Source organism: Bacillus sp. 166amftsu (assembly GCF_900107445.1).
In the GTDB taxonomy this organism is placed as follows: domain Bacteria; phylum Bacillota; class Bacilli; order Bacillales; family Bacillaceae_G; genus Bacillus_A; species Bacillus_A arachidis.
Genome location: NZ_FNQA01000001.1, coordinates 705630 through 729573, shown reverse-complemented (window position 1 = coordinate 729573; position 23944 = coordinate 705630). Strand labels below are relative to the sequence as shown.

At 35.8% G+C, this 23944-nt stretch carries 30 protein-coding genes; 21 read left to right on the top strand and 9 right to left on the bottom strand.

All coding sequences use genetic code 11. From position 1 onward, the window contains the following. Positions 1-29: 29 nt before the first annotated feature. Together BLV40_RS04170 and BLV40_RS04165 are read right to left on the bottom strand one after the other, a co-directional pair. Complete coding sequence (locus BLV40_RS04170; RefSeq protein ID WP_090687561.1) at positions 30-152, bottom strand: DUF4023 domain-containing protein; 123 nt, start codon at positions 150-152, stop codon at positions 30-32. A 182-nt stretch (positions 153-334) separates the two neighbouring features. Continuing rightward, positions 335-673: a hypothetical protein gene (locus tag BLV40_RS04165; RefSeq protein ID WP_026589848.1), complete on the bottom strand. Its 339-nt coding sequence runs from the start codon at positions 671-673 to the stop codon at positions 335-337. Between the two features lie 192 nt (positions 674-865). Between BLV40_RS04165 and BLV40_RS04160 the strand changes: the two genes are divergently transcribed. From BLV40_RS04160 to BLV40_RS04150, 3 genes are all read left to right on the top strand, one after another. Further along, positions 866-1441: a histidine phosphatase family protein gene (locus BLV40_RS04160; protein WP_026589849.1), complete on the top strand. Its 576-nt coding sequence runs from the start codon at positions 866-868 to the stop codon at positions 1439-1441. After that, the gene (locus BLV40_RS04155) at positions 1442-1993 is read left to right on the top strand and encodes a delta-aminolevulinic acid dehydratase (RefSeq protein WP_035414319.1); all 552 of its coding nucleotides are present in this window, start codon (positions 1442-1444) and stop codon (positions 1991-1993) included. It abuts the gene before it with no gap. A 258-nt stretch (positions 1994-2251) separates the two neighbouring features. Beyond that, positions 2252-2752 carry a DoxX family protein gene (locus BLV40_RS04150; protein ID WP_026589851.1) on the top strand — a complete coding sequence of 167 codons (501 nt, stop codon included), beginning with the start codon at positions 2252-2254 and terminating at the stop codon, positions 2750-2752. A 38-nt stretch (positions 2753-2790) separates the two neighbouring features. Here the strand turns inward: BLV40_RS04150 and BLV40_RS04145 are convergent, their stop codons facing one another. Together BLV40_RS04145 and BLV40_RS04140 are read right to left on the bottom strand one after the other, a co-directional pair. Beyond that, a complete protein-coding gene (locus tag BLV40_RS04145) occupies positions 2791-3675 on the bottom strand; it encodes an alpha/beta fold hydrolase (protein WP_090687559.1) in 885 nt (294 codons plus the stop codon). A gap of 15 nt (positions 3676-3690) precedes the next feature. Next, a complete protein-coding gene (locus tag BLV40_RS04140; RefSeq protein WP_090687557.1) occupies positions 3691-4530 on the bottom strand; it encodes a GNAT family N-acetyltransferase in 840 nt (279 codons plus the stop codon). 285 nt (positions 4531-4815) lie between these two features. On the opposite strand from BLV40_RS04140, the gene BLV40_RS04135 reads away from it, so the two are divergent. Both BLV40_RS04135 and BLV40_RS04130 read left to right on the top strand, forming a co-directional pair. Then, the gene (locus BLV40_RS04135; protein WP_090687554.1) at positions 4816-6201 is read left to right on the top strand and encodes an alkaline phosphatase; all 1386 of its coding nucleotides are present in this window, start codon (positions 4816-4818) and stop codon (positions 6199-6201) included. 56 nt (positions 6202-6257) lie between these two features. After that, positions 6258-6737 (top strand): hypothetical protein, encoded by a 480-nt coding sequence (locus BLV40_RS04130; protein ID WP_026589855.1) that lies wholly within the window; start codon positions 6258-6260, stop codon positions 6735-6737. 35 nt (positions 6738-6772) lie between these two features. On the opposite strand, the gene BLV40_RS04125 is transcribed toward BLV40_RS04130, so the two are convergent. Beyond that, positions 6773-7423: a GTP pyrophosphokinase gene (locus BLV40_RS04125; protein ID WP_026589856.1), complete on the bottom strand. Its 651-nt coding sequence runs from the start codon at positions 7421-7423 to the stop codon at positions 6773-6775. Between the two features lie 380 nt (positions 7424-7803). Between BLV40_RS04125 and rpmG the strand changes: the two genes are divergently transcribed. From rpmG to BLV40_RS04110, 3 genes are all read left to right on the top strand, one after another. After that, positions 7804-7953, top strand: a complete 150-nt coding sequence (rpmG, locus tag BLV40_RS04120) for a 50S ribosomal protein L33 (protein WP_001265619.1) — start codon at positions 7804-7806, stop codon at positions 7951-7953. Between the two features lie 236 nt (positions 7954-8189). Next, positions 8190-8903 (top strand): RNA polymerase sporulation sigma factor SigK, encoded by a 714-nt coding sequence (gene sigK / locus BLV40_RS04115; protein WP_026589857.1) that lies wholly within the window; start codon positions 8190-8192, stop codon positions 8901-8903. A 307-nt stretch (positions 8904-9210) separates the two neighbouring features. After that, positions 9211-10008, top strand: a complete 798-nt coding sequence (locus BLV40_RS04110) for a phosphatidylserine decarboxylase (RefSeq protein ID WP_026589858.1) — start codon at positions 9211-9213, stop codon at positions 10006-10008. 148 nt (positions 10009-10156) lie between these two features. Here BLV40_RS04110 and BLV40_RS04105 read toward each other — a convergent pair whose 3' ends face one another. Continuing rightward, entirely contained in the window at positions 10157-10312 is a 156-nt protein-coding gene (locus BLV40_RS04105; RefSeq protein WP_026589859.1) for a sporulation histidine kinase inhibitor Sda, read from the bottom strand. A 244-nt stretch (positions 10313-10556) separates the two neighbouring features. Here BLV40_RS04105 and BLV40_RS04100 point away from each other — a divergent pair, with 244 nt between their 5' ends. The 8 genes from BLV40_RS04100 (at position 10557) to BLV40_RS04065 (ending at position 15714) form a co-directional block, all read left to right on the top strand. Further along, the gene (locus BLV40_RS04100) at positions 10557-11069 is read left to right on the top strand and encodes a YqeG family HAD IIIA-type phosphatase (protein WP_026589860.1); all 513 of its coding nucleotides are present in this window, start codon (positions 10557-10559) and stop codon (positions 11067-11069) included. A gap of 3 nt (positions 11070-11072) precedes the next feature. Next, positions 11073-12179, top strand: a complete 1107-nt coding sequence (yqeH, locus tag BLV40_RS04095) for a ribosome biogenesis GTPase YqeH (protein ID WP_090687552.1) — start codon at positions 11073-11075, stop codon at positions 12177-12179. Between the two features lie 15 nt (positions 12180-12194). Continuing rightward, positions 12195-13028: a shikimate dehydrogenase gene (aroE, locus tag BLV40_RS04090; protein ID WP_026589862.1), complete on the top strand. Its 834-nt coding sequence runs from the start codon at positions 12195-12197 to the stop codon at positions 13026-13028. 4 nt (positions 13029-13032) lie between these two features. Then, positions 13033-13326: a ribosome assembly RNA-binding protein YhbY gene (gene yhbY, locus BLV40_RS04085; RefSeq protein ID WP_026589863.1), complete on the top strand. Its 294-nt coding sequence runs from the start codon at positions 13033-13035 to the stop codon at positions 13324-13326. A 160-nt stretch (positions 13327-13486) separates the two neighbouring features. Then, positions 13487-14056, top strand: a complete 570-nt coding sequence (locus BLV40_RS04080; RefSeq protein ID WP_090687549.1) for a nicotinate-nucleotide adenylyltransferase — start codon at positions 13487-13489, stop codon at positions 14054-14056. Then, positions 14046-14615 (top strand): bis(5'-nucleosyl)-tetraphosphatase (symmetrical) YqeK, encoded by a 570-nt coding sequence (gene yqeK / locus BLV40_RS04075; RefSeq protein WP_026589865.1) that lies wholly within the window; start codon positions 14046-14048, stop codon positions 14613-14615. The genes BLV40_RS04080 and yqeK overlap by 11 nt, the downstream gene beginning before the upstream one ends. Continuing rightward, positions 14612-14968 (top strand): ribosome silencing factor, encoded by a 357-nt coding sequence (gene rsfS / locus BLV40_RS04070; RefSeq protein WP_026589866.1) that lies wholly within the window; start codon positions 14612-14614, stop codon positions 14966-14968. The genes yqeK and rsfS overlap by 4 nt, the downstream gene beginning before the upstream one ends. After that, positions 14965-15714 carry a methyltransferase domain-containing protein gene (locus BLV40_RS04065; RefSeq protein WP_090687547.1) on the top strand — a complete coding sequence of 250 codons (750 nt, stop codon included), beginning with the start codon at positions 14965-14967 and terminating at the stop codon, positions 15712-15714. The genes rsfS and BLV40_RS04065 overlap by 4 nt, the downstream gene beginning before the upstream one ends. 170 nt (positions 15715-15884) lie before the next feature. Here the strand turns inward: BLV40_RS04065 and comER are convergent, their stop codons facing one another. Next, positions 15885-16712 (bottom strand): late competence protein ComER, encoded by an 828-nt coding sequence (gene comER, locus BLV40_RS04060; RefSeq protein WP_026589868.1) that lies wholly within the window; start codon positions 16710-16712, stop codon positions 15885-15887. Positions 16713-16794: 82 nt separating this feature from the next. Here comER and BLV40_RS04055 point away from each other — a divergent pair, with 82 nt between their 5' ends. From BLV40_RS04055 to BLV40_RS04045, 3 genes are all read left to right on the top strand, one after another. Further along, entirely contained in the window at positions 16795-17391 is a 597-nt protein-coding gene (locus tag BLV40_RS04055) for a helix-hairpin-helix domain-containing protein (protein ID WP_090687545.1), read from the top strand. Between the two features lie 61 nt (positions 17392-17452). Further along, positions 17453-18010, top strand: coding sequence for a ComE operon protein 2 (locus BLV40_RS04050; protein WP_090687543.1), 558 nt, complete (start codon positions 17453-17455; stop codon positions 18008-18010). A 174-nt stretch (positions 18011-18184) separates the two neighbouring features. Continuing rightward, a complete protein-coding gene (locus BLV40_RS04045) occupies positions 18185-20497 on the top strand; it encodes a DNA internalization-related competence protein ComEC/Rec2 (RefSeq protein WP_090687541.1) in 2313 nt (770 codons plus the stop codon). A 43-nt stretch (positions 20498-20540) separates the two neighbouring features. Here BLV40_RS04045 and BLV40_RS04040 read toward each other — a convergent pair whose 3' ends face one another. Continuing rightward, positions 20541-20675: a YqzM family protein gene (locus tag BLV40_RS04040; RefSeq protein ID WP_001001652.1), complete on the bottom strand. Its 135-nt coding sequence runs from the start codon at positions 20673-20675 to the stop codon at positions 20541-20543. A gap of 493 nt (positions 20676-21168) precedes the next feature. Here BLV40_RS04040 and holA point away from each other — a divergent pair, with 493 nt between their 5' ends. Further along, positions 21169-22182, top strand: a complete 1014-nt coding sequence (gene holA / locus BLV40_RS04035; protein ID WP_026589872.1) for a DNA polymerase III subunit delta — start codon at positions 21169-21171, stop codon at positions 22180-22182. Between the two features lie 203 nt (positions 22183-22385). Here holA and rpsT read toward each other — a convergent pair whose 3' ends face one another. Further along, positions 22386-22643: a 30S ribosomal protein S20 gene (rpsT, locus tag BLV40_RS04030; protein ID WP_001274013.1), complete on the bottom strand. Its 258-nt coding sequence runs from the start codon at positions 22641-22643 to the stop codon at positions 22386-22388. A gap of 181 nt (positions 22644-22824) precedes the next feature. Here rpsT and gpr point away from each other — a divergent pair, with 181 nt between their 5' ends. Beyond that, positions 22825-23928 carry a GPR endopeptidase gene (gene gpr / locus BLV40_RS04025; protein WP_090687538.1) on the top strand — a complete coding sequence of 368 codons (1104 nt, stop codon included), beginning with the start codon at positions 22825-22827 and terminating at the stop codon, positions 23926-23928. The last annotated feature ends 16 nt before the right edge of the window (positions 23929-23944 follow it).

Below are 23944 nucleotides of genomic sequence, written 5' to 3'. Positions count from 1 at the left end.
AAAGATACTTTTAGGTGGCTTTTTCACAATTATTTATGTGTTTTGTTTGGTTTCTTTTTTCCAGGATTTCCATTACCTTGACGCTTTCTATTCTGCTCGTCTTTTGCTTGTTTTTCGTGTATTGTATCTAAAAAATCGTTTGAGTTGTTCATTAATGAATCCTCCCGTAGGTTTCGTTTTATCTTTTTTACTATATCCATTTAGGAAGGAATCATAAGTTGAAAATTAAAAGGTTGTATGTTTTTTTCTGTATTTAAAAATAATTGACTCGGTTGAATTAGAGATAAATCGAGTAAGAAAGAATTCGTTTTGTATCACGCTACTTTTCGTATATTCAAGCACTCATTTTTTTTCGATAATATAAATAATACATTCCGTACATTAGGAAAAGGATGAGTAAAACTTGTAATTCTACATTCTCTTTTAAAATTGTTGCTAAAGGATCTGGTAAGTAAGGAGATTTGCCTCCGCCACTTAGGCCTAATAGTTTATTAAAGAGACTAATGATACAAAACATAAAAACGGCGGACCAACTTGCTGAAATAGCTTTCTGTTTAATTTTCGTCTCGCGTTCATCGTCTTTCATCCAAGGTGTAGAAGCTTTATCGCTTGTAAAGAAGCCATTTATGTATCCCCATATTATCATGCCAATAAAATAAATTACCCAATTCATAATTGGTAAGTTCCTCCCTATTAAAAATAAGTGTTGTCAAAGGTTTTTTACATATATTATCATAATAATTTCCAAGTTATATGTCAAAGGTTTTTTACAGGTAGGGGAGAAGGAATTGGGAAAAAGATATGGAAGAGTAGAGAGTGTAGCAAAAAATATACATATTCATTTAGTAGTAGGAGAGATAAAACTATGAAACTTATTTTCATAAGACATGGTGAAGGGAAACATACAAAAGATTTACCTATGAGCTTGCAATTAGAAAATCCCCCTTTAACAGAAGAAGGCGAAAAACAAGCATTGTTACTTCAAAGCAGTTTACCACTACAAGAAAATGATGTATTAATCGCAAGCCCTACGCTTCGAACATTACAAACTGCAGCGATATGGAGCTCACAAGTAGTTTGCCGCAAAATAACACATCCGTATATTTCCCCGCATATTTTTCCTTATCGTGAAGGAGCAAGAACATTACCATGTGACAGGTTGTTAAGTACAAAGGTAATCCAAGAGTTATTTCCTAGTTTTTCTTTAAGAGAAAGTACAAACGATATGTTATGGAATCAGGGAATAAATACGATTTCAGAGAAGGAATTTCAGAATAGAGCAGATGAATTTATCAATTGGTGTTATACATTAAAGGTTGCAAGGATCTGCATCGTTTCCCATGATGGAACAATTACAGCATATAGACAATATTTACAAAAGCAGAGATTAACAAGAGAGGATTTTTTAGAAGAAACAGGTGTGTATGAAATAAACGTATGAATGGAGGTTTTTTATTTGAATATTGCATTAGTAGTTGGCGATAATTCAGATTTAGAAGCACAATCGCTTCGAGCGACGCTTGAGTATTTTGGAGCAAGAGTTATTACATATTGGATTGGTCGACCGCAAGATTTGATGGATGTTCTTTCGGGGAAAAGTTTGTATGAAGATATGGATTATATTATTTTTTGCTTTCATGGTGAAGAAGGCGAATTTGTAATGGGGGAATTAGGGGAAGATATATATGAAGAAGATGAACCAAGAGGGAACTTTGGTGTAGCTGAAATTAAACAATATGCAAAATTGCATAACAAGTATATTATCAATAGCGGGTGTACTTTAGGAGATCCAAAACTTGCAACAGCATTTTTAAATAGTGGTGTAAAAGTTTATATAGGCTCAACAGATTATGTGGATGGAAATGCAGCACTTATGTTTACAATACGTTTATTTTACGGGCTTATTAATCATCAAAAAACAATAGATGATGCATTTCAAGATGCGAAATTATTAGATGATGAGACTTTGACATTTGAATTATATAGAGAATGAAACGTGCTTATCCGAATATTGGATAAGCACGTTTCACATTTACCGCATAGTTTCTTTGTGAAAAATAATGAAAATCATTATCAATTATGGTATGATATTTTCAAGTTTTTACAGGAGAATAAAAGTAACTATATAAATGTTAGTTTTTAACATTTCGTGTAATCTTCACAAATTATTCATAATTAATATTTAAAAAATAAGTAACTAATGTTATTATATTACCTGTAACTAACTTAATTACATCTTGAGGAGGAGAATATGGTTATTCAATTTTTAAGAGAAAACAAAGCAGTTTCTTTTGTATTAGCAGTTATCCGTGTTTATCTGGGGTACACATGGTTGATGGCTGGAATCGGAAAGTTACAAGGGAAAGGATTTGATGCGACAGGTTATTTACAGGGGGCTATTGAAAAGTCAAAAGGAGCACAACCAGCCGTACAATCTTGGTGGGCGTCATTCTTGCAAGACTTCGCAATTCCGAATGTTGATATGTTTAACACGCTTGTAATGTGGGGAGAAATTCTAGTTGGAATAGGTTTAATTGTAGGTTGTTTAACGAAAACAGCTGTCTTTTTTGGCCTTGTAATGAACTTTTCCTATATGTTTAGTGGGTCTCTAGGTGTAAATCCACAAATGGTTATTTTATCTATGTTCGTTTTAGTTGCTGGCATGAATGCTGGAAAACTTGGAGTGGATGGTTGGATTGTACCTAAATTACTAGGATCAAAAAGGCAAAAAAGACAGAAGCAAGCTGCTTAACATATGAAACGGGTATCTCAAAGATGAGATACCCATTTTTATTGCTTTGTTGTTTCGATTGGATTCTTTTCAAAGAATTCTTTTACATAGCCTATAAATTCTTTCGGTTCTTGGCGGAATGGGGCATGATAACCCTTTTCAATAATATGGAAGGTGCTGTTTTTTAAAAACTGATGATAAGATTCGCCTTCTTTCCATGATACACTACTATCATTTCTGCCCCAAATAATTAAAGTCGGAAGTTTGATTTCACTAGCATTAATCTTAAGTCGTCTTGGCCACATTTTCATTTGGTTATAATGTTCTGTATCATCGCGTTTAAATTTCACTTTGCTTTCATCATAATCCGTAATAGAAGATACAGTATTCAAATCAGTGGATAACTGTGGTTTAGGTGAAGCATTTCTATTTGTTAATGATATAACCCCTGTAGCATCCGTTAAAATGAGATGGGTAACTGCACTTGGGTATAAATATGTTAAATTAAGGGAAATTTCCCCGCCCATAGAGTGACCTAGTACTGCAAAAGTATCATATCCTAGTTTTTTCATTAACTTATAATAAAGGTTGGCGTGATTAGGAAAAGAGTATGGAAAATCCATTGGTTTAGAAGAATGGCCAAATCCTAAAACATCAACGGAGATAATTGTATGATCTTTTGCTAAGTCTGAATAAATATCGCTAAAGCCATTGGATGAACCGCCAAACCCATGAAGCATAAGTAATGGTGGTTTCTTTTCCCCAATTTGTTTAAAGTAAATAGTTTGCCCGTCTATCTCGACCATTTTTTCATCTGTTGTTAGCTTTGTTTCAATTGTATTTTTAACTTGTTTTACTGCTTCTACTGGCTTGTCTGCTGCATTGCAACCCACTAATAATGTAATAGCAAGGCAACTTACCATATAACACTTCATTCGTTTCAAGCAGGTGTCCCCTTTCTAACATAACGCTGTATCCATCATAGCAAATAAATGGTCGCGATTTCCAGATGGGTGACTTCCATTTTTTATCATAAGCGGCGAAAGAAGTGTTTCTTGAAACTCTTTCGATTCCAAGTGTGCTCGAAATGTGAATTGTGAGTGTGGAACATCTATACGGACTGTTCCATTCCAGCTCATGCAAATGGATTGTAATAATTGGATTGCATCTTCATCACGCTTAGCTATAAGAGGGGTAATGCAGAGTGTATTTCCTTTTTGTATACACAGTGCAAAAGCTTCGATTCTATGTTTTTTTTCAATTTTGAATGCGAGTGTTGCTCTAGATAGTAATATCGAATAGAGCTTTGGACGATGCGCCCCTGTCACGGTTTGATCAAGCTTAATGAGAGAGTTAAGATCATATGGCTCAATCTGCTTTAAATGGGAGTGGTTCGTAGATGTGTTCGTAACAAATTTTTCAAAGCGATGGATTGTTGTAACGGTCGTAAAGCCATATGTTTGGTACAAAGGTATACCAGCATCTGTTGCAATGAGCATAACAGGAAGGGAAGCGGATGTTTGCTGCATGCAAATATCGAGTAAAGTACGACCAAGCCCTTGTTTTTGAAAATCGGGATGAACCATTAGCATACCGATAGAAGAAAATCCAGATTCAGAAGGGAATACCCCACAAGTAGCAATTAGTTTTTCATGATGTGTATAGCCAAATAAATTTCCGATAGATAGGTACATTTTAAATTGTTTTTGCATAAATAATCGGGGTTGTAACCATCCAACAGCTTCGCAAAGAGAAATGAGCTGTGGAATACTTGAGTCGTTTAGCTTTTGTATTTGCATATTGAATCACCACATTTCTAATCTAGTAGAAATATTTTATCATGAAAAATAAATATTCAATTATAAATAGAGAGAATGTAAAGTATTGAAAAATACACATGATCACCTTTCTTTTTTGTAAAGGTGACCAAACTGGATAATATAAGACAAAGATATACAAATTATAACGAAAATTTACACAACTTAACAAAATGTTTACATGAAGCTAACTTTTCCTTAATAGTCTTCCTTTAAATTGGGTATTGGGAACTTAATAACTAATAACCTATTAGGGGGACATGAAAAGTGAAAAAGTTTATGAAGAAAGCATGGCCATTTGCGGTTGTGACATCGTTAGCACTTACTTCAGCTGTAACGTGGGGCGTAACACGTTCAGATGTAATTAAAGCGGATGGAAAAGCAGGTGATACAAAAATTAAAAATGTAATTGTTTTAATTGGAGATGGCATGGGACCTTCGTATATGACTGCCCATCGTTATATGAAAGATAATCCAAAAACATTTGAAATGGAGTCAACAGAATTTGATAAACATCTTGTAGGAACACAAAAAACATATCCAGAAGATGAGCATCAAAATATTACAGATTCTGCATCAGCTGCAACAGCAATGTCGGCAGGTGTAAAAACATACAATGCAGCAATTGCGGTGGATAATGATAAGGCAGAAGTAAAAACAGTACTTGAACAAGCAAAGGCGCAAGGGAAATCAACAGGTTTAGTTGCCACTTCTGAAATTACACATGCAACGCCAGCTGCTTTTGGAGCGCATGATATTAGCCGTAAAAATATGGATGCAATTGCAAATGATTACTTTGATGAGAAAATTAACGGGAAACACAAGGTAGATGTTCTTCTTGGTGGTGGTGTAAATAACTTTGTAAGAAAAGATCGTAATCTTACAGAAGAATTTAAGAAGTCAGGTTATAGTTATGTAACAGATCGTGAGCAATTATTGAATGATAAAAGTGATCAAATTCTTGGCTTGTTCGCACCAGGTGGCTTAGATAAAATGATTGATCGTAATGAAAAAGCACCTTCGTTAGAAGAAATGACAAATGCAGCAATCAATCGTTTAAATAAAAACGATAAAGGTTTCTTCTTAATGGTAGAAGGTAGCCAAATTGACTGGGCTGGGCATGATAACGACGTTGTTGGTGCGATGAGTGAAATGGAAGACTTTGAGAAAGCATTTAAAGCAGCGATTGAATTTGCGAAGAAAGATAAACATACATTAGTTATTGCAACAGCTGATCATTCTACAGGTGGGTTCTCTCTTGGTGTAAATGGTGAATATAACTTTGATGCAAATGCAATTAAAGCGGCAAAACGTACACCGGACTTTATGGCAAATGAAATTGCAAAAGGTGCAAATGTAGAAGAAACGTTGAAAACATACATTGATTTACAATTAACACCAGAAGAAATTAAAGCTGTGAATGATATTGCGCCATCAAAAGATGTAACAAAAATTGATAATGCGATTGAGGAAATCTTCAATAAACGTTCATTTACAGGCTGGACAACAGGTGGACATACTGGGGAAGACGTGAATGTATATGCATTTGGACCAGGTAAATATCTATTCACAGGCGTTCAAGAAAATACAAACATAGCAAAACGTGTCTTCGATATTGTTGGTGGCGGTGACCCTAATAAAGGCAGACAATAGTTATGGAGTAAAGCGAGGCGTTTTGCCTTGCTTTTTCTTTTTGGGAGGAATATTGAATGCGAAATTTCACTAAGAAAATAGGATTTGTTAGTATAGTGGGACTATTGTTAATGGGATGTCAATCAGAGCAGGAAATGAAGAAAATAGATGGAGAGAAGAAAGGAGTAATGGTACAAAAAGAAACGAAGATACATGTAACACCAGAAGAAGAAAAAGAAATTCATAATGTAATAGAGGCGTTTGTACAGACGACAAACGAAAAAAAATTCGATCAACATATGGCTCTGTTTTCGGACAAAATAGTTGGTGCTGAAGACTTACGAACACAAAAGGCAGCTGCATTTCAAAGAGAAAATAAGAAAATTGAGTTGAATGATGTGCAGGTGAAAAACTTCAAGAGGGATTATGTTGTTGTTGAAACAGCGGAGAAAGAAATAGATGGTGGAAGATCTTTTCAGAAAAAGGTACAGTATGCACTTGGGAAAGAAGAAGAACATTGGAGAATTGAAGAAGTTCGGACGATAGAAAAGACATAAAGAAAGAAAGGTTCTCATATGAGGAGAACCTTTCTTTATAATGGGAGTAAAATTTGACTTGAACATGCTTCAATCTCATCGATATCTTGGCGAATGGTCGCCATTTTATTATCTAGTTCTTCTGCTTTCATGGCAGCATCGTGAAGTTCATCTTTTAAATAATCGGGAATATTCCCTTCATATTTATAGTAGAGTTTATGCTCTAAACTTGCCCAAAAGTCCATTGCGAGTGTACGCAATTGAATTTCTGCAAATACCTCTTTTGTACCAGAATTTAACGCTAATGGATATTTAATAATCATATGCAAACTTTTATAGCCATTGGATTTTGGATTATCGATGTAGTCCTTTACTTCTACAATTTCCATATCTTCACGATTTTCAATGACTTGCTTTAAGTGATAAATATCTTCCACAAAGCAACATGTAATCCGGATGCCGATAATGTCTTGCAAATGCGTTTGCGCGTTTTCGATAGTTGGTGCTAAATTTTTGCGCTCGAGTTTTTTAACGATGCTGTCAGGTTGTTTTAATCTTGTTTTTATATGTTCAAACGGGTTATAGTCCTCTAGAAATTGAGCTTCCCGGTTCATAATTTCGAATTTTGTTTTCAACTCTTCTAAAGCGAATGTATAAGGTAATACAAATGCCTTCCAATAGTTAACGGTTGATTGATTATATTTCATTTATATACACACCTTTTCATATTTGCAAATAAGGTTGCTTATTTATACTAAATACCAGATCATATAAGCACATGCAGCAAATGATGAGATCATAAAACGGTATTTGGCTTTCATTTCTGTATCTCCTTTCTAATTAAATTTCATATATCAATAAAATGGATTGTTAGTAAATTGATTATGTACAGCTCTAATAATAATAGATTGATGTGAATTTCGTATGAACTAATTGTTTCAGTTTTTTGTCTTTTTAGAATGATTTCAACAAATCATTTGGATAGAGTTTATAATAGGGAAATTGACAAAAAGAATAATAGCATTTATTATATAAATCGTAATGATTACGTTTTAGTTGCGATTTTTTAAGAAAAGGAGGCCTACATATGCGCGTGAATATTACATTAGCTTGTACAGAATGCGGTGATCGTAATTATATTACGAAGAAAAATAAGCGAAATAATCCGGAACGTATTGAACTAAAAAAATACTGTCCACGTTTAAAGCGAGTGACGTTGCATCGTGAAACGAAGTAAAGCGGCTAGAGAAATCTAGCTGTTTTTTTATTTCTTCCATGGGACGAGGAATTCGCTATACTGATGCACATACTGGAGAGGTGATTTGGAGTACATAGGATAAGTTTTTAAAAGTTCTTGTGGCTATGTCACAAGAATTTTTTTATGCATCGCTATTCTTAAGTAGGTACAGACACAAACAACCACCCGCCCACATACATATAGTAAAGACCATTATTTTTGCGGAGGTGAAGAGTTTGAGTCTGTTCGCCGCAATTGGATACATGATTCGCGAAGTGTTTATATTTGTTTCTTATGTTAAAAACAATGCATTTCCACAACCACTGTCATCAGATGATGAAAAAAAGTACTTAGAGCTGATGGAACAAGGTGATGCTCATGCGAGAAATTTGTTAATTGAACATAATTTACGGCTTGTGGCTCATATTGTTAAGAAATTTGAAAACACAGGTGAAGATGCGGAAGATTTAATTTCTATCGGAACGATTGGGCTTATTAAAGCAATTGAAAGTTATTCAGCAGGGAAAGGGACGAAGTTGGCGACATATGCGGCTCGTTGTATTGAAAACGAAATTTTAATGCATTTGCGTGTACTAAAGAAAACCAAAAAAGACGTTTCACTTCATGACCCGATTGGACAGGACAAGGAAGGAAATGAAATATCACTTATCGATATTTTGAAATCTGAGTCTGAAGATGTCATTGATATGATTCAGCTTAGTATGGAATTAGAAAAAATTAAAGAGTATATCGATATTTTAGATGAGCGCGAGAAAGAAGTCATTGTGAAACGCTTTGGGCTTGGATTGGATAAAGAAAAAACACAGCGAGAAATTGCGAAAGCACTAGGGATTTCAAGAAGTTACGTGTCACGGATTGAGAAGCGGGCACTGATGAAAATGTTTCATGAATTTGTGCGGGCAGAAAAGGAGAAAAAAGGAAAAGCATAAAGATGCATGAAACGGCTGCGGTTGAAACGCAGCCGTTTTTCTTTTAATGAAAAAGGAATAAAACAAGAAACTCTAAGAAGAAATATACGTTCACTGTTGAAAATGATGGGTTCTATCTGTAATATTAAAAGGTGCTAACGAATTTAAGAATGAAATAGTACATACCTTTTCTTTTTTATCATCAGCTTTGTTTACGATAATTGAATATAAAAACTATTTTCAGGAGTTCTACTGTATGATATAGAAAGAAAAGAAGGGAAAGCTAAACTTAATTGTTACATGAAGAATTATTAGGAGGTTTCGCGGTTTGCGACGTAAATTATATCGACTTATGATCGAACTTACAAATGGACGTTTTACTTCTTATATACTACGTAAATTTGCACAGTCTCGTTTAAGTTCCATTATTATTTCCTCTTATGCGAAAGTGTTTCAATTGAATCAAGATGAGATGGAAAAAGATTTAAAGGAATATAAGACGCTGCATGAATTATTTACACGTAAGTTACAAGAAGGAAAGCGAGAAATTGATGCGGCACCATCAAGTATTGTTAGTCCTGTTGATGGAGTATTTGCTGATTATGGACCTATCGAAGAAACGAAAACATTTGATATTAAAGGCAAGCGTTATTCAATTGTGGACATGCTAGGTAATGAAGAGAGAGCAAGCCGCTATGCTGGCGGTACATATATGGTTATTTATTTAAGTCCAAGTCATTATCATCGTATTCATAGTCCTCTCACAGGTACTGTGACAGAGCGATTTGTACTTGGAAGAAAATCATATCCAGTCAACGCAGCAGGGATGAAGTATGGAAAAGAGCCATTGTCAAAGAATTATCGTTCTGTTACAGAGGTTGATAGTGCAGGTCAGCATATGTCACTTGTAAAAGTAGGAGCGATGTTTGTAAATAGTATTGAGCTTCTTCATGAAAGAAACACTGTTCAAAAAGGTGAAGAGATGGCATACTTTACATTTGGTTCTACAGTCGTGTTACTGTTTGAAAAAGGAATGGTTGAAGTTGTTTCAACGTTAACGAGTGGCCAAGAACTTCTCCTTGGTGAAAAAATTGCAACTCGCTTATCTAATGGTAACGTACAGTAAAAGTTTTATCACGAACTTATAAGGGCACGAAGAAGTTAGATGAGCTTATGTGCAGGGTGAAAAGTTCCTCTGGATGGAAGTTTCATTTTATAAAAGAGCCATCTTCAAGATGGCTCTTTTTACAGGTGAAGTAGTCATCTATATGTACTCAAGACGATTTGGCAAGCTTGTCCTCTAATGATCGCCGAATGATTTCTTGTTTTATAAGTAAAATGAAGTCAGGATTTAATTTTAGTTCTTTTGCTTTATAATAAGACTCAGTGAGTAACTCAGTAGATAACTGTTCCATATGTTTCATTTTCAAGGTGAGCCACCTCCGATAATTAAGGATAGGTTCTTTGTTGCATCTAATGTACCAAAAAAATATGACAGTCACAAACGGCTGTTTATCCACATAACACCGTGGATAAGGTGTGTATGAAATGTTAATAATTTCTTAATTGACTGAAAAAATAATGTGGAAAATGTGTACAATGTTATCCACAAGCTCGATATCGAAAAATGTTGTCGAAAAATTTTATGAAAACTCCTCAAAGAGGTGAAAGAAATTGAAATTGTTTTTACCAAATGAATACGTAAAAAACGTATACCATATTCAACCAGAAGATTTAAAGAAACGCGGAATTAAAGGTATTATTACTGACTTAGATAATACTTTAATTGAATGGGATCGTCCGAATGCAACGCCTAAGCTTGAACAGTGGTTTTTAAAAATGAAAGAACAGGGCATTCAAGTAACGGTTGTTTCGAATAACAATGAGCAACGTGTAAAGGATTTCGCTGATCCACTTGGTATTCCTTTTATCCATAGTGCACGTAAACCGCTTGTTCGTGCTTTTAAACGTGCAATACGAGAAATGAATTTAACTGCTGATGAGGTAGTAGTAATTGGAGATCAATTGCTAACAGATGTACTGGGTGGAAATCGTGTTGGTCTTCATACGATTTTAGTTGTACCAGTAGCGCAAACAGATGGATTAGTAACGCGCTTTAATCGAAAGATTGAACGAAGAATTATGAGAAATATGAAGAAAAAAGGCTTGATTAACTGGGAGGAATAAAGTTTGACTGAAAGAATTAAATGTATTGGTTGCGGTGTAGAAATTCAAACAGAAAATAAAAATGAAGTAGGATATGCACCAGCTTCATCTTTAGAAAAAGAACAAGTGATTTGTCAGCGTTGTTTTCGTTTAAAGAATTATAATGAAATTCAAGATGTGTCGTTAACAGACGATGACTTTTTGCGTATTTTAAATGGAATTGGTCAGTCAGATGCGCTTGTTGTTAAAATTGTAGATATTTTTGACTTCAATGGTAGCTGGTTACCAGGTTTACATCGTTTTGTAGGGAACAACAAAGTATTGCTTGTTGGAAATAAAGCGGATTTAATTCCAAAATCAGTGAAACACGATAAACTGAGACATTGGATGCGCTATAGTGCAAAACAACTTGGCTTAAAACCAGAAGATGTCTTTTTAATTAGTGCAGCAAAGGGACAAGGTATTCGTGAACTAGCTGAGGCAATTGAAGAGTACCGTGATGGTAAAGATGTATATGTTGTTGGATGTACGAACGTTGGTAAATCTACATTTATTAATCGTATGATTAAGGAATTCAGTGAAGAAACTGAGAATGTGATTACAACGTCTCATTTCCCAGGAACAACGCTTGATTTGATTGATATTCCGCTAGATGAAACATCGTCTTTATATGATACACCAGGTATTATTAATCATCATCAAATGGCACATTATGTTGGAAAACAAAGCTTAAAGCTGATTACACCGACAAAAGAAATTAAGCCGATGGTATTCCAATTAAACGAAGAACAAACGTTATTCTTTGGTGGATTAGCACGCTTTGATTACGTGAGTGGCGGTCGTCGTGCATTCACTTGCCATTTCTCAAATCGCTTAACGATTCATCGTACAAAGCTTGAAAAAGCAGATGAATTGTATGAAAAACATACGGGGGAATTATTAAATCCACCAACCCCAGAGGAACTAGAAAATATGCCTGAGTTTGTGAAATACGAATTTAATATTCGTGAGCCAAAAACAGATGTTGTATTCTCTGGCTTAGGATGGGTTACTGTAAATGAGCCTGGGGCAAAGATTGTTGCTCATGTACCAAAAGGAGTTAGTGTTTCATTACGTAAATCTTTAATTTAATATGGAGAGGAATTTATGAAACAATTATATGGTGTGATCGGAAATCCAATTGGACATTCATTATCACCGCTGATGCATAACGATGCATTTGAGCATTTAAGTATAGATGCCCATTACCATGCTTTTCTTGTTGAAGAAGAGACGCTAGGGGAAGCAGTGAAAGGATTAAAGGCATTAGGAGTTTCGGGATTTAATGTAACGACTCCACACAAAGTCTCGATTATGAAATACTTAGATGAAATTGATCCGTTAGCAATGCAAATTGGTGCTGTGAATACGGTAGTTCATAGAGATGGAAAATTAATTGGTTATAATACAGACGGAATTGGTTATGTTCGTTCTTTACAATCAATTAGTAAAGAGCCACTTTATCAAAAGCGTATTTTATTACTTGGTGCTGGTGGGGCATGTCGTGGTATTTATTTTTCACTTGTGGATGCAGGTGTAAAAGAAATCGATATTGCTAATCGAACAATAGAGAAAGCAGAGCAGTTAATTGCTGGATGTAAAGAGGGAATTCTGTCGTATGCACTATCGTTGGAGCAAGCAACAGAAAAACAAAACAATTATGATATTATCATTCATACGACAACAATAGGTATGCATCCACATGTCCAAAATACACCACTGCAAATTCAATCCTTGAAACCAGGGACGATTGTTTCGGATATTATTTATAATCCATTTGAGACAAAGCTTCTGCAAGAGGCGAAGGCAAAAGGAGCAATCGTACAAAATGGAATTGATATGTTTGTTTATCAAGGGGCACTTGCATTTGAAATGTGGACAGGACGTATGCCAAATATCGAAAGAATGAAACAATTAGTAATGAGAAAGCTTGGAGGCTAACTATATGTTAACAGGAAAACAAAAAAGATTTTTACGTGCAAAAGCACATCATTTAACACCGATTTTTCAAGTGGGAAAAGGCGGCGTAAATGAAAATATGGTAAAACAAATTGCAGATGCATTAGAAGCTCGTGAGTTATTTAAAGTGAGCGTACTACAAAACTGTGAATTTGACCGTCGTGAAGTTGCAGAAGAACTATCTAAAGGTGCGAGAGCAGAAATCGTCCAAGTAATTGGAAGCACAATTGTTTTATATAAAGAATCAAGAGAAAATAAACAAATCAAACTTCCACAATAGTAATTAGAATGGTGTAGGTCGTTTCCATAGTTTATGCCCGCTATGTTCGGGATTTGTTCTTGTTAATAGGGTTTAGACCAATTGAACTTTTACGGGCAGTAATCTTTCCTCATGTTGTTTCGGAAAGATTACTGCTTGTAAACTAAAGGAGGCGTTTCCTTTGAAAAAGATCGGAATCATTGGCGGTACGTTTGATCCGCCTCATTATGGACATTTGTTAATTGCAAATGAGGTGTATGATACACTCGCTCTTGATGAAGTATGGTTTTTGCCGAATCAAATTCCACCTCATAAACAGGGTCGTAATATTACAAGTGTGGAAAATCGATTAAACATGTTAGAGTTAGCAATTGGGAAGGAGGAGTATTTCTCGGTTTGTTTAGAAGAGCTAAAAAGAGAGGGCCCATCCTATACATATGACACTATGCTACAATTAACAAAGAAGTATCCGGATGTAGAGTTTTATTTTATTATTGGCGGAGATATGGTTGAGTATTTGCCCAAATGGTATAACATTGAGAAATTACTGCAGCTTGTAACCTTTGTTGGAGTTGCAAGACCGGGATATACATTACATACACCTTATGAAATCGTTACAGTAGAGATTCCGGAATTTGCGGTTTCTTCCTCCTTATTACGAAAGAGGTATAAGGAGAAGAAAACGTGTAAATATTTGCTTCCAGAACAAGTACACGTATATATCGAGAGGAATGGGTTGTATGAATCGTGAGAAAGCACTTAAGATTGTAAAACAACAAATGCATGAAAAGCGCTATATACATACAATTGGTGTGATGGAAACGGCAATTAAACTTGCTAAGTTATATGGTGTGGATGAGAAAAAAGCGGAAATGGCTGCTATATTTCATGATTATGCAAAATGTAGACCGATTCAAGAAATGGAAGATATTATTAAGCAGGAAGAGTTGCCAAAAGATTTACTTCACTACAACAAAGAGTTATGGCATGCGCCAGTTGGGGCATACTTAGTAGAAAAAGAAGTCGGCATTACGGATCCAGAAATCCTGCAAGCTATTACATATCATACAAGTGGTCATGAAAAGATGACAATGCTTGATAAAGTTATTTATGTGGCGGATTATATTGAACCAGGCCGCAAATTTCCAGGTGTGGAAGAAGCGCGGAAGTTAGCAGGAGAAGATATAAATAAAGCCTTATTATTTGCATTAAAGCGCACAATTCAATTTTTAATGGAAAAAGATCAAACGATCTATCCGTTAACATTTCAAACATACAACGCAGTTATCAAGGAGGAAATTACGGAATGAAAGATAAAGAGTTATTAGTGTTAGCAGCAAAAGCAGCTGATGATAAAAGAGCAGAAGATATGGTTGTACTAAACATGCAAGGTATTTCACCAATTGCAGATTATTTTATTATTTGTCACGGAAATTCAGATAAGCAGGTACAAGCAATTGCACGTGAAATTAAAGCGAAGGCACATGAGTTTCAAATCGACGTACAACGCATGGAAGGTTTTGATGAAGCACGTTGGGTTTTAGTGGACCTTGGCGATGTAGTTGCACATGTATTCCATAAAGATGAGCGTGATCATTATAATTTAGAGCGCCTATGGGGCGATGTACCACGTGAAGATATTACAGAAGAGTTAGGTCAATGAGGTACGAGCAATTTGCTTTGTTGTATGATGAACTTATGAATGATGTTCCATATGATAAATGGGTAGAATTCACAGAAGAAAGCTTACAGCAGGCAGGTATGAAAGAGGCGAAGATTCTCGATGTAGCATGCGGGACTGGGAATGTAACACTTCCGCTTGTGCGAAAAGGTTATGACGTGATTGGTGTCGATCTTTCAGAAGAAATGTTAACAGTTGCACAACAAAAACTTGGAGGAGAAGGATTTTTTATTCCTTTTTATCAACAAGATATGAGAGAGCTGGATGTTCCAGGTGAATTTGATTGTATTACAATCTTTTGTGATTCATTGAATTATGTACTGGAAGAAGAAGGGATACAAGAGACTTTCAGACGCGTATATCATCACTTGCGCCAAGATGGTTTGTTCTTATTTGATATACACTCTTTATATAAAATTCATCATGTATTTCAAAATGAAACGTACACAGTTAATGGGGAAGAGATAGCTCTTATTTGGAACTGCTTCCTTGATGAAGAATCAGATAGTGTAGAACATGACTTGTCATTTTTTGTACAGGATCCAGAGGAAGGTGTATATCATCGCTTTGATGAATGCCATATGCAACGTGCTTATTCAGTTGAATTAGTAACAAAATGGCTTGAAGAAGCTGGATTTACAATCCTTCGTGTAACAGGTGATTTTGAACGAATAGAAGTAACTGAACAAACGGAACGTATCTTTTTTATGGTGAAAAAGAATAGATAAAACAAAAGCAACCGATTAGGTTGCTTTTGTCTTGTTTAGAATATGATATTTTATTTATAGAAAAGTAGAAAAGTAATACCTAGAAAATATAAAAATAAAAGTTTGATAAAAAATAGGATGAGAAAAGATCATCGTTTTTTAGAGGGTTTTGTATCATTGCGGCGTATTATTTACGTGTGCTTCTTAAATTGTTGTTCAACGCCTTCTAAATCTTCATCATATTTTTCGTGTGTTCGCTCGAATAATTTATGGAACATATTTCCGACATGAGCCTCTAAAACCCGAATACCCTCTCCTGTAACGCCGCCTTTTACACATACCTTTTCTTGCAGAGTTGGTAATGTGAAAACTTTTTTCTCTAGTAGTTTCCCCATCCCGATAATCATTTCACTTGCTAAAATAGTTGCTTCTTCATTGGTAATATTTGTTTTATCTACAGCAGCATCAATGAAACATTGTAGTAAGTAGCTGAAAAATGCAGGCCCGCAGCTTGCGATATCAGATGAAACCCGTGTAATACCTTCCTCAATCACAATAGGTGTGGAAATATTTTCAAATAGACGAAGTAACTTTTGTTTCCATTCCTTCGAACAGTTTTTGCCGAATGTAAATAGTGAGGCGCCAGAGAACGCTCGGTTTGTGATGCTCGGAATAATACGTGCGACGTTACAAGATACAACCTTTTCTACTTGATCTGCTGATATGGGGCTTGTAATAGAAATTAAACATTTTTCATCAGTAAAGTAGTCAGCATGTTTTTTTAAAATTGGATAAATGTCTAAAGGTTTAACACAAATAAAAATAAGTTGAGAGCGTTCAATTACCTCTTCCACAGTCTTTGCTATATGAACAGAAGGATACTTCTCTTTTGTATGATATGCTTTGGCAGGCGTACGATTAATAATAGTAAGGCACGAAGGTTTGACAGCATGGGTTTCTAAAAATGCATCGATTAGTATATTCCCCATGTTTCCTGTCCCTATAATTCCTATGTTCAATGTTTCATCCCTCCTTCGTAACATCTTTCTCCTAAACAATATGAACCATGTTGTGAATTTATGAATTGGAGGTATTAAAATCATGCGGAATTTTCAAAAGAAGTGGCTCGCTTTATTAGGAGTTGTTGGTGTTGTAGGTATCCTTTTTATGTGGCAGACGAAGCAGCAAGCTATGCAATCGGCTGTGAAAATTGACACAAATATAAAGAGTGAAGAGAAAAAAGGAAAATTGAAATTAGCAGATTCAAAAGAAAAGAAAAAAACAATGATGATTGATATAAAAGGAGCGGTGCACCGTGAAGGGGTATATGAGGTAGAGATGGATGCACGTGTAAAAGATGGGATTGAAAAAGCAGGTGGTTTTTTACCTGAAGCGGATCGTGCAAAAGTAAATTTAGCACAGCGTATGCAAGATCAAATGCTACTTTATGTCCCAAAAAAAGGAGAGCAGGTTCAGGGAGCTAATCTACCTTCAGGGCAGGAGGAGAAAGTTCAAATTAATGTTGCATCAAAAGAGCAACTCGAAAAAATAACGGGAATTGGACCTCGAAAAGCAGAAAATATTATGAAATATCGAGAAGAACATGGCCCGTTTCAAAAAATAGAAGATTTACTGGAGGTAGATGGTATCGGAGAGAAGTCTCTTGAAAAAATAAAAGATAAAATAATTATTCCGTAAGGATTGACGAACTTTTTCTTCTTTCGCTACACTACAAGTAGATGAAAAAGTAGGTGAACATATGGAACGAATTTCTTGGGATCAATATTTTATGACGCAAAGTCACTTGTTATCACTGCGTAGCACATGTACAAGGCTTGCGGTAGGAGCGACAATTGTCCGTGATAAGAGAATTATCGCGGGCGGATATAACGGTTCAATCAAGGGTGGTGTGCATTGTATAGATGATGGATGTTACGTCATTGATAATCACTGCGTTCGTACAATTCATGCTGAAATGAATGCACTGTTGCAATGTGCGAAATTTGGTGCGAAAACAGAAGATGCGGAGATTTATGTCACGCACTTTCCTTGTTTACAATGTTGTAAAGCCATTATTCAAAGTGGTATTACAGCTGTTTATTATGCACAAGATTATAAAAATCACCCTTACGCTATAGAATTGTTTGAGCAAGCAAATGTGAAAGTGAAACATGTTCCACTAGAATATGATATTACATCAATAGAGCAACAAAAGCGTAATGTACAATTAAAAGAACTGTTTTCATCTTTAGAAAAAGATGATTTAACAATGAATGAATTACAACAAGTATTCGCTAAAGCAAAAGATATCATATAGATGTGTGTTCAAAAAGGAGGATAAAGAGAGGCTGGTGGTTCGAGGCACGGAAGCTAAGAGAGTGCGGAGTGTAGGTGGGACTACATGAGTACCGGACTGGCGGTGCAGGTGAAGAAATGTAATAGTCATCTTTACCGGCCTTTTCGAACACCCACTATAAGGGGTGAGTATAAGTTGTGTGGACAATGGGGCTATGTTGCAATCTCGTTTGCTATGGGGATTGCAATTTCCTGTTCCTCGTTTCAGTTGTTGTCTGTTAGTGTGTTTGGTTGTTATATTTTATTCTGTATATATCGTACTTCGCACCAAGTCCTCATTTTTTGTATACTGGCAGGTTTATGTGGTTTCCTCTATACCTTATATATGGAACTGGAAAATCAGCCTTCAAAAGGGTTAGAATTTGAAATGACAGATGGTGTAATTCAAACGACACCTCTTATAAATGGTGATCGGCTTTCTTTTCAAATAGAGGTCAATGAGAGGGATACGTTGCAATTATTTTACAAAATTCAGTCAGCTAAACAAAAAGAACAGTTGGAGCAATTACATGCGGGTATGAGTTGTACATTTAAAGGAGAAATGAAAGTACCATCAGAAGCAAGGAATTTTCATGGATTTGACTATCGTGACTATTTGTATAAGCAAAAGATTCATTTTTTATTTGAAGCAAAAGAGATTTCGAATTGTACCCAAAAATCTTTGACGTTCACACAGTGGTTTTTTTTATTACGCCAAAACGCAGTGTCGATAGTTACAGAAATGTTTCCTGGGCAACCTGGAGCATTTATGAATGCGTTGTTGTTTGGTGATCGGCAACAGATGACATTTGAGGTAGAAGAACAATACCAACAGTTTGGCCTTATTCACTTATTGGCGATTTCGGGGTCGCATATTGTGCTGTTAACGGCAATTGGCTACTTTGTTTTGCTTAGGATTGGAATAACTAGGGAAATGACAACAATATGTCTCATTGTTTGTATTCCCCTTTATATGTTTTTAGCTGGGGCATCTCCATCTGTCGTGAGAGCTTCTGTAACGGGTGTTATGTTGTTGCTAGCACTCATGCATTCTATCCGTGTTACGAGTTTAGATGCACTTAGTATGACGGCTATATTGATGTTTTTATATGATCCTTATATGGCTTTTGATATTGGATTTCAATTTTCGTTTGTTGGTAGTTTTGCGCTATTGCTTTCAACGAATCGTTTATTAAAACAGGATAACGGTCTAATTCAAAATACAATCTATCTTTCATTGATTTCACAACTTGCTAGTATTCCTATTTTGTTATATCATTTTGGTTATTTTTCCCCATACAGTATTTTCCTCAATCTTATATATGTCCCGTTTTTATCTTGTATTGTGTTACCATGTAGCATCGTTATGTTTCATTGTATGTTATTTGTTCCTTTTATATCGATATGGATGGCACACGGATTATCAGTCTGTTTAACGCTTTCGAATGAGATTCTTCAATATTGTGAAACCCTCCCGCTTCTTCGTCTTACTTTTGGACAAACACCTCTATTTCTTATGGTTTTATATTGTTTTAGTATTATTGGTATATTTGTTGTCTGGGAAAAAGCGGCCAAAAAACGTTATTTGTTCCTAGTCGCCGGAATTTTCCTCTCTATGTGTATTTTTCATTATGTTTCGCCTTATTTCCGTGCTAGCGGAAGTGTGACTTTTATTGATGTTGGACAAGGGGATGCAATTTTGATTCGTCTTCCATATGACAAGGGAATTTATCTCGTTGATACAGGAGGGACGATTCCTGTAAAAAAAGAAGTGTGGCAGAAGAAAAAACATGAGTTTTCTGTTGGACATGATATTCTTCTCCCATTTTTACAAAAAGAAGGTATTCGAAAAATTGATAAGTTGATTGTGACGCATGGTGATACAGATCATATAGGAGCGGCAAAAGAAGTAGTATCATCTATTACTGTAGAAGAAATTGTGTTTGGAAGGAAACTAGAGGATACGGTGTTAGAAAAAGAATTGAAGCATATGGCAAAACAAAAGAATATACGAACGAACATCGTGGGAGAAGGGGATAGGTGGCAAATAGATGAAACGGAATTTGTTGTGTTATCTCCAGAGGGCAGAGAAAATGGGGATAACGATTCTTCAATTGTGTTATGGGCAAAGATAGGTGGACTTGCATGGCTGTTTACTGGAGATCTAGAAGAGAAAGGCGAGCGTCGAATTGTAGAACAGTACCCAGAATTGCGAGCTGATATTTTAAAGGTTGGGCATCACGGTAGTAAGACATCAACCTCATCATCTTTTTTGCAACTCATCCAGCCCCGTAAAGCAATTGTTTCCGCTGGAGAACATAATCGATATGGTCATCCGCATCAGCAAGTGTTAGAACGTTTGTTAGAAATGGATATTGAAATATGGCGAACGGACAAGCAAGGAGCTATTTCCTATGTTTTTGAAGGTGAAAAGGGAACGTTTCAAAGTAAAATGACATATGATGAATGATAGAAAAGATGTAGTGAAAAAAGAAGGCTGCGAGTAGCAGCCTTTAAGAACCAATAAATTTAATAATTGTTGCGATAATGAAAAGTGTTGCGAAAAAACCAAATGAGACGATAAAACCTACCCCTGAATCAATAGCGTCATTGCGTTTACTTTGAACGTTTTGCTCAAATTCATTCATTTAGAATCCCTCCCCAACATTCCATTTTAGTATAAAATATTGTCAGAAAAAAATCTACAATTTCCATATGAAGATAAAGAGAGGTTTTAATCAGTGATACTTTCGCCCTTACTCATTATCTCTCTTAACTAATTGAGCGTTTGATCCTGTATCTAACTTCTTTTCTTTCGTTAAATTTTGAGTGAGGGTTTTACTCGCAAATAGCGAAAGAAATAGAGAAGATATGAGTAGAGGTAAGTGTTGAATCTTATGTGAGTAAAAGGCGGGAATTTGATTTCCATGCATGTTAACAGTTAACAATTATACTTATCAGGCAGTTGCGAATAATAATAGTAAAGCGGTTACCGCACACCAATAAGAATCCCGGGACTTATTGCGTGGCGTTTTATATAGATAAAGGGACGGGCCTTAAGCCTGTTCCTTTGTACTTGTAAAACAAAAGATACCGCATTAGTATATAGATATATTGCCAAGTTAGGGAGTAGGAAAAAATATGAGTGATATACATAAGAAGATTAAAAAGAAACAGTTTGCGCCGCTGTATTTAATATATGGAACGGAAGCTTATTTTATAAATGAAACAATAAAGCTTATAACGAATGAATCGCTAGCTGAAGAAGATCGTGAATTTAATGTTGTAACGTATGACTTAGAAGAAGCGTATTTAGAAGATGTAGTAGAAGATGCACGGACGCTTCCTTTTTTTGGAGAACGTAAAATATTACTAATTAAATCCCCGTTGTTTTTAACTTCACAAAAAGAGAAATTAGAACAAAATATAAAGATTTTAGAGGAGTATATTGCAGAACCATCTCCATTTTCGCTTGTTGTATTTGTGGCCCCCTATGAAAAATTAGATGAGCGGAAAAAAATCACAAAATTATTAAAGAAAACTGCAGATGTGGTAGAAGCCAATGCGATGCAAGTGCAGGACGTTCGTAAATGGATTGTGGCTCGTGCGGATGAAGTGCATGTACATATTGAGGAAACAGCTGTTGGTTTGCTGTTAGAGCTTGTAGGAAGCAATGTAACGATGTTAGCAAAGGAAATGGACAAGTTGACCCTTTATGTTGGTATGGGAGGAGAAATTACAACAGGACTTGTGGCAGAACTTGTACCAAAATCGGTTGAACAAAATGTGTTTGCGTTAACAGAAAAGGTAGTGAAAAAAGATATTGCTGGGGCTATGCAAATTTTAGATGGATTATTTACGCAGCAAGAGGAACCGATTAAATTATTGGCATTATTAGTAAGCCAATTTCGTTTGCTATACCAAGTAAAAGAATTGCAGCAACGCGGATACGGACAAAATCAAATTGCTTCGCATATTGGTGTTCATCCATACCGAGTAAAGTTGGCGATGAATCAAACGAAACTTTTCTCGTTTGAAGAATTAAAAAAGGTTATTTTAGAATTAGCTGAAGCTGATTATAGTATGAAAACGGGGAAAATGGATAAGAAACTTGTCTTAGAGTTTTTCTTAATGCGTTTAAATCATATTGGATAAAAAATAAAAGCGGAGGCAGCTTGCCAAGAAGCGTAAGGCATTGGAGCACTCGACTGAGAAGCGCTTTTGGCTTCGACCGAGAGTGTGAAATGGCTGGAGTTTCTAGTTGCCGTAGCTGGATAAAATAAAAAAGTTCATGCCGTTTGCTGCGTGAACTTTTTTGTATATAAAAAAACGACCCGAATGGATCGTTTTTAAACGCCTTACGCGTTTACTTGTTTCGCTAAGCGAGACTTTTGACGAGCTGCAGCGTTTTGGTGGATAAGACCTTTACGAGCTGCTTTGTCAAGTTTTTTAGAAGCAGTTTTGAAAGCTTCTTTAGCATTTTCAAGATCGTTATTAGTAACTAAAGCTTCTACAGTTTTAACAGCTGTACGCATGTCAGATTTGATAGAAGCGTTATGTGCACGACGCTCTTCGCTAAGTTTAGCGCGTTTGATAGCAGATTTAATGTTTGCCATACTTTTCACCTCCCTGGTGCGATCGAGTGACTCGATACTTACATAGAACAAGTGATATTCTATCAAACGAAGAAGAGAATTGCAATAGCGAGATCAATGAAATTTCATGTAAAGGAAAGAATGACCTTATATAATTTTGGGGAATCTAACTATATTTACTATGAATTGCGGAGGAGATACGATGAAAGAACCATTAGATTTAAGTAAATACAGTGTTAGAACAGACCTTGCGGTAGAAGCTCATCAAATGTTGCAAGAACGTCAGCAAGAACAAACGGGAATTAAAGGTGTTGTTGTAAAAGAGCGTGAAGAAGAAGGGGTTACGATTACGAAAGTGATCATCGATGAGAGTGCTTCGGAAGCGATGGGTAAAAAGCCTGGAAATTATTTAACGCTTGAAGTGCAGGGGATTCGTCAACAAGATACAGAATTACAACAAAAAGTGGAACGTATTTTTGCAAAAGAATTCTCTTATTTTTTGGAAGAAATTGGAGTCTCTAAAGAGGCAAGCTGTTTAATCGTCGGATTAGGGAATTGGAATGTAACACCAGATGCGCTCGGTCCAATCGTTGTAGAAAATGTGCTTGTGACACGTCACCTTTTTAAATTACAGCCTGAAAGCGTGGAAGAAGGGTATCGTCCCGTTAGTGCAATTCGCCCAGGTGTAATGGGGATTACAGGGATTGAAACGAGTGATGTCATTTACGGCATCATTGAAAAAACAAAACCAGATTTTGTTATTGCGATTGATGCACTTGCTGCTAGGTCTATTGAACGAGTAAATAGTACGGTACAGATTTCAGATACGGGAATTCATCCTGGGTCTGGTGTAGGAAATAAACGAAAAGAACTGAGTAAAGAGACGCTCGGAATCCCGGTAATTGCCATTGGTGTTCCGACGGTTGTAGATGCTGTTTCCATTACGAGCGATACAATTGATTTTATTTTAAAACATTTTGGTCGTGAAATGAGAGAAGGCGATAAACCGTCTCGTTCTTTATTACCAGCCGGCTTTACATTTGGAGAAAAGAAAAAATTAACAGAGGAAGATATGCCGGATGAAAAAAGCCGTAATATGTTTTTAGGAGCAGTCGGTACATTGGAAGAAGAAGAAAAGCGAAAGTTAATTTATGAGGTATTATCACCTCTTGGACATAATTTAATGGTGACCCCAAAAGAAGTAGATGCGTTTATTGAAGATATGGCAAATGTAATCGCGAGTGGTTTAAATGCCGCACTTCATCATCAAATTGATCAAGATAACACAGGTGCATATACGCATTGATGAAAAGGGGCGGCCG

Coding starts and splice junctions, on each gene's coding strand:
- BLV40_RS04170 (WP_090687561.1), bottom strand. CDS start 152: ATGAACAACTCAAACGATTTTTTAGATACAATACACGAAAAACAAGCA.
- BLV40_RS04165 (WP_026589848.1), bottom strand. CDS start 673: ATGAATTGGGTAATTTATTTTATTGGCATGATAATATGGGGATACATA.
- BLV40_RS04160 (WP_026589849.1), top strand. CDS start 866: ATGAAACTTATTTTCATAAGACATGGTGAAGGGAAACATACAAAAGAT.
- BLV40_RS04155 (WP_035414319.1), top strand. CDS start 1,442: ATGGAGGTTTTTTATTTGAATATTGCATTAGTAGTTGGCGATAATTCA.
- BLV40_RS04150 (WP_026589851.1), top strand. CDS start 2,252: ATGGTTATTCAATTTTTAAGAGAAAACAAAGCAGTTTCTTTTGTATTA.
- BLV40_RS04140 (WP_090687557.1), bottom strand. CDS start 4,530: ATGCAAATACAAAAGCTAAACGACTCAAGTATTCCACAGCTCATTTCT.
- BLV40_RS04130 (WP_026589855.1), top strand. CDS start 6,258: ATGCGAAATTTCACTAAGAAAATAGGATTTGTTAGTATAGTGGGACTA.
- BLV40_RS04125 (WP_026589856.1), bottom strand. CDS start 7,423: ATGAAATATAATCAATCAACCGTTAACTATTGGAAGGCATTTGTATTA.
- rpmG (WP_001265619.1), top strand. CDS start 7,804: ATGCGCGTGAATATTACATTAGCTTGTACAGAATGCGGTGATCGTAAT.
- aroE (WP_026589862.1), top strand. CDS start 12,195: ATGAAACAATTATATGGTGTGATCGGAAATCCAATTGGACATTCATTA.
- yhbY (WP_026589863.1), top strand. CDS start 13,033: ATGTTAACAGGAAAACAAAAAAGATTTTTACGTGCAAAAGCACATCAT.
- yqeK (WP_026589865.1), top strand. CDS start 14,046: ATGAATCGTGAGAAAGCACTTAAGATTGTAAAACAACAAATGCATGAA.
- rsfS (WP_026589866.1), top strand. CDS start 14,612: ATGAAAGATAAAGAGTTATTAGTGTTAGCAGCAAAAGCAGCTGATGAT.
- BLV40_RS04065 (WP_090687547.1), top strand. CDS start 14,965: ATGAGGTACGAGCAATTTGCTTTGTTGTATGATGAACTTATGAATGAT.
- BLV40_RS04055 (WP_090687545.1), top strand. CDS start 16,795: ATGCGGAATTTTCAAAAGAAGTGGCTCGCTTTATTAGGAGTTGTTGGT.
- BLV40_RS04050 (WP_090687543.1), top strand. CDS start 17,453: ATGGAACGAATTTCTTGGGATCAATATTTTATGACGCAAAGTCACTTG.
- BLV40_RS04040 (WP_001001652.1), bottom strand. CDS start 20,675: ATGAATGAATTTGAGCAAAACGTTCAAAGTAAACGCAATGACGCTATT.
- holA (WP_026589872.1), top strand. CDS start 21,169: ATGAGTGATATACATAAGAAGATTAAAAAGAAACAGTTTGCGCCGCTG.
- rpsT (WP_001274013.1), bottom strand. CDS start 22,643: ATGGCAAACATTAAATCTGCTATCAAACGCGCTAAACTTAGCGAAGAG.
- gpr (WP_090687538.1), top strand. CDS start 22,825: ATGAAAGAACCATTAGATTTAAGTAAATACAGTGTTAGAACAGACCTT.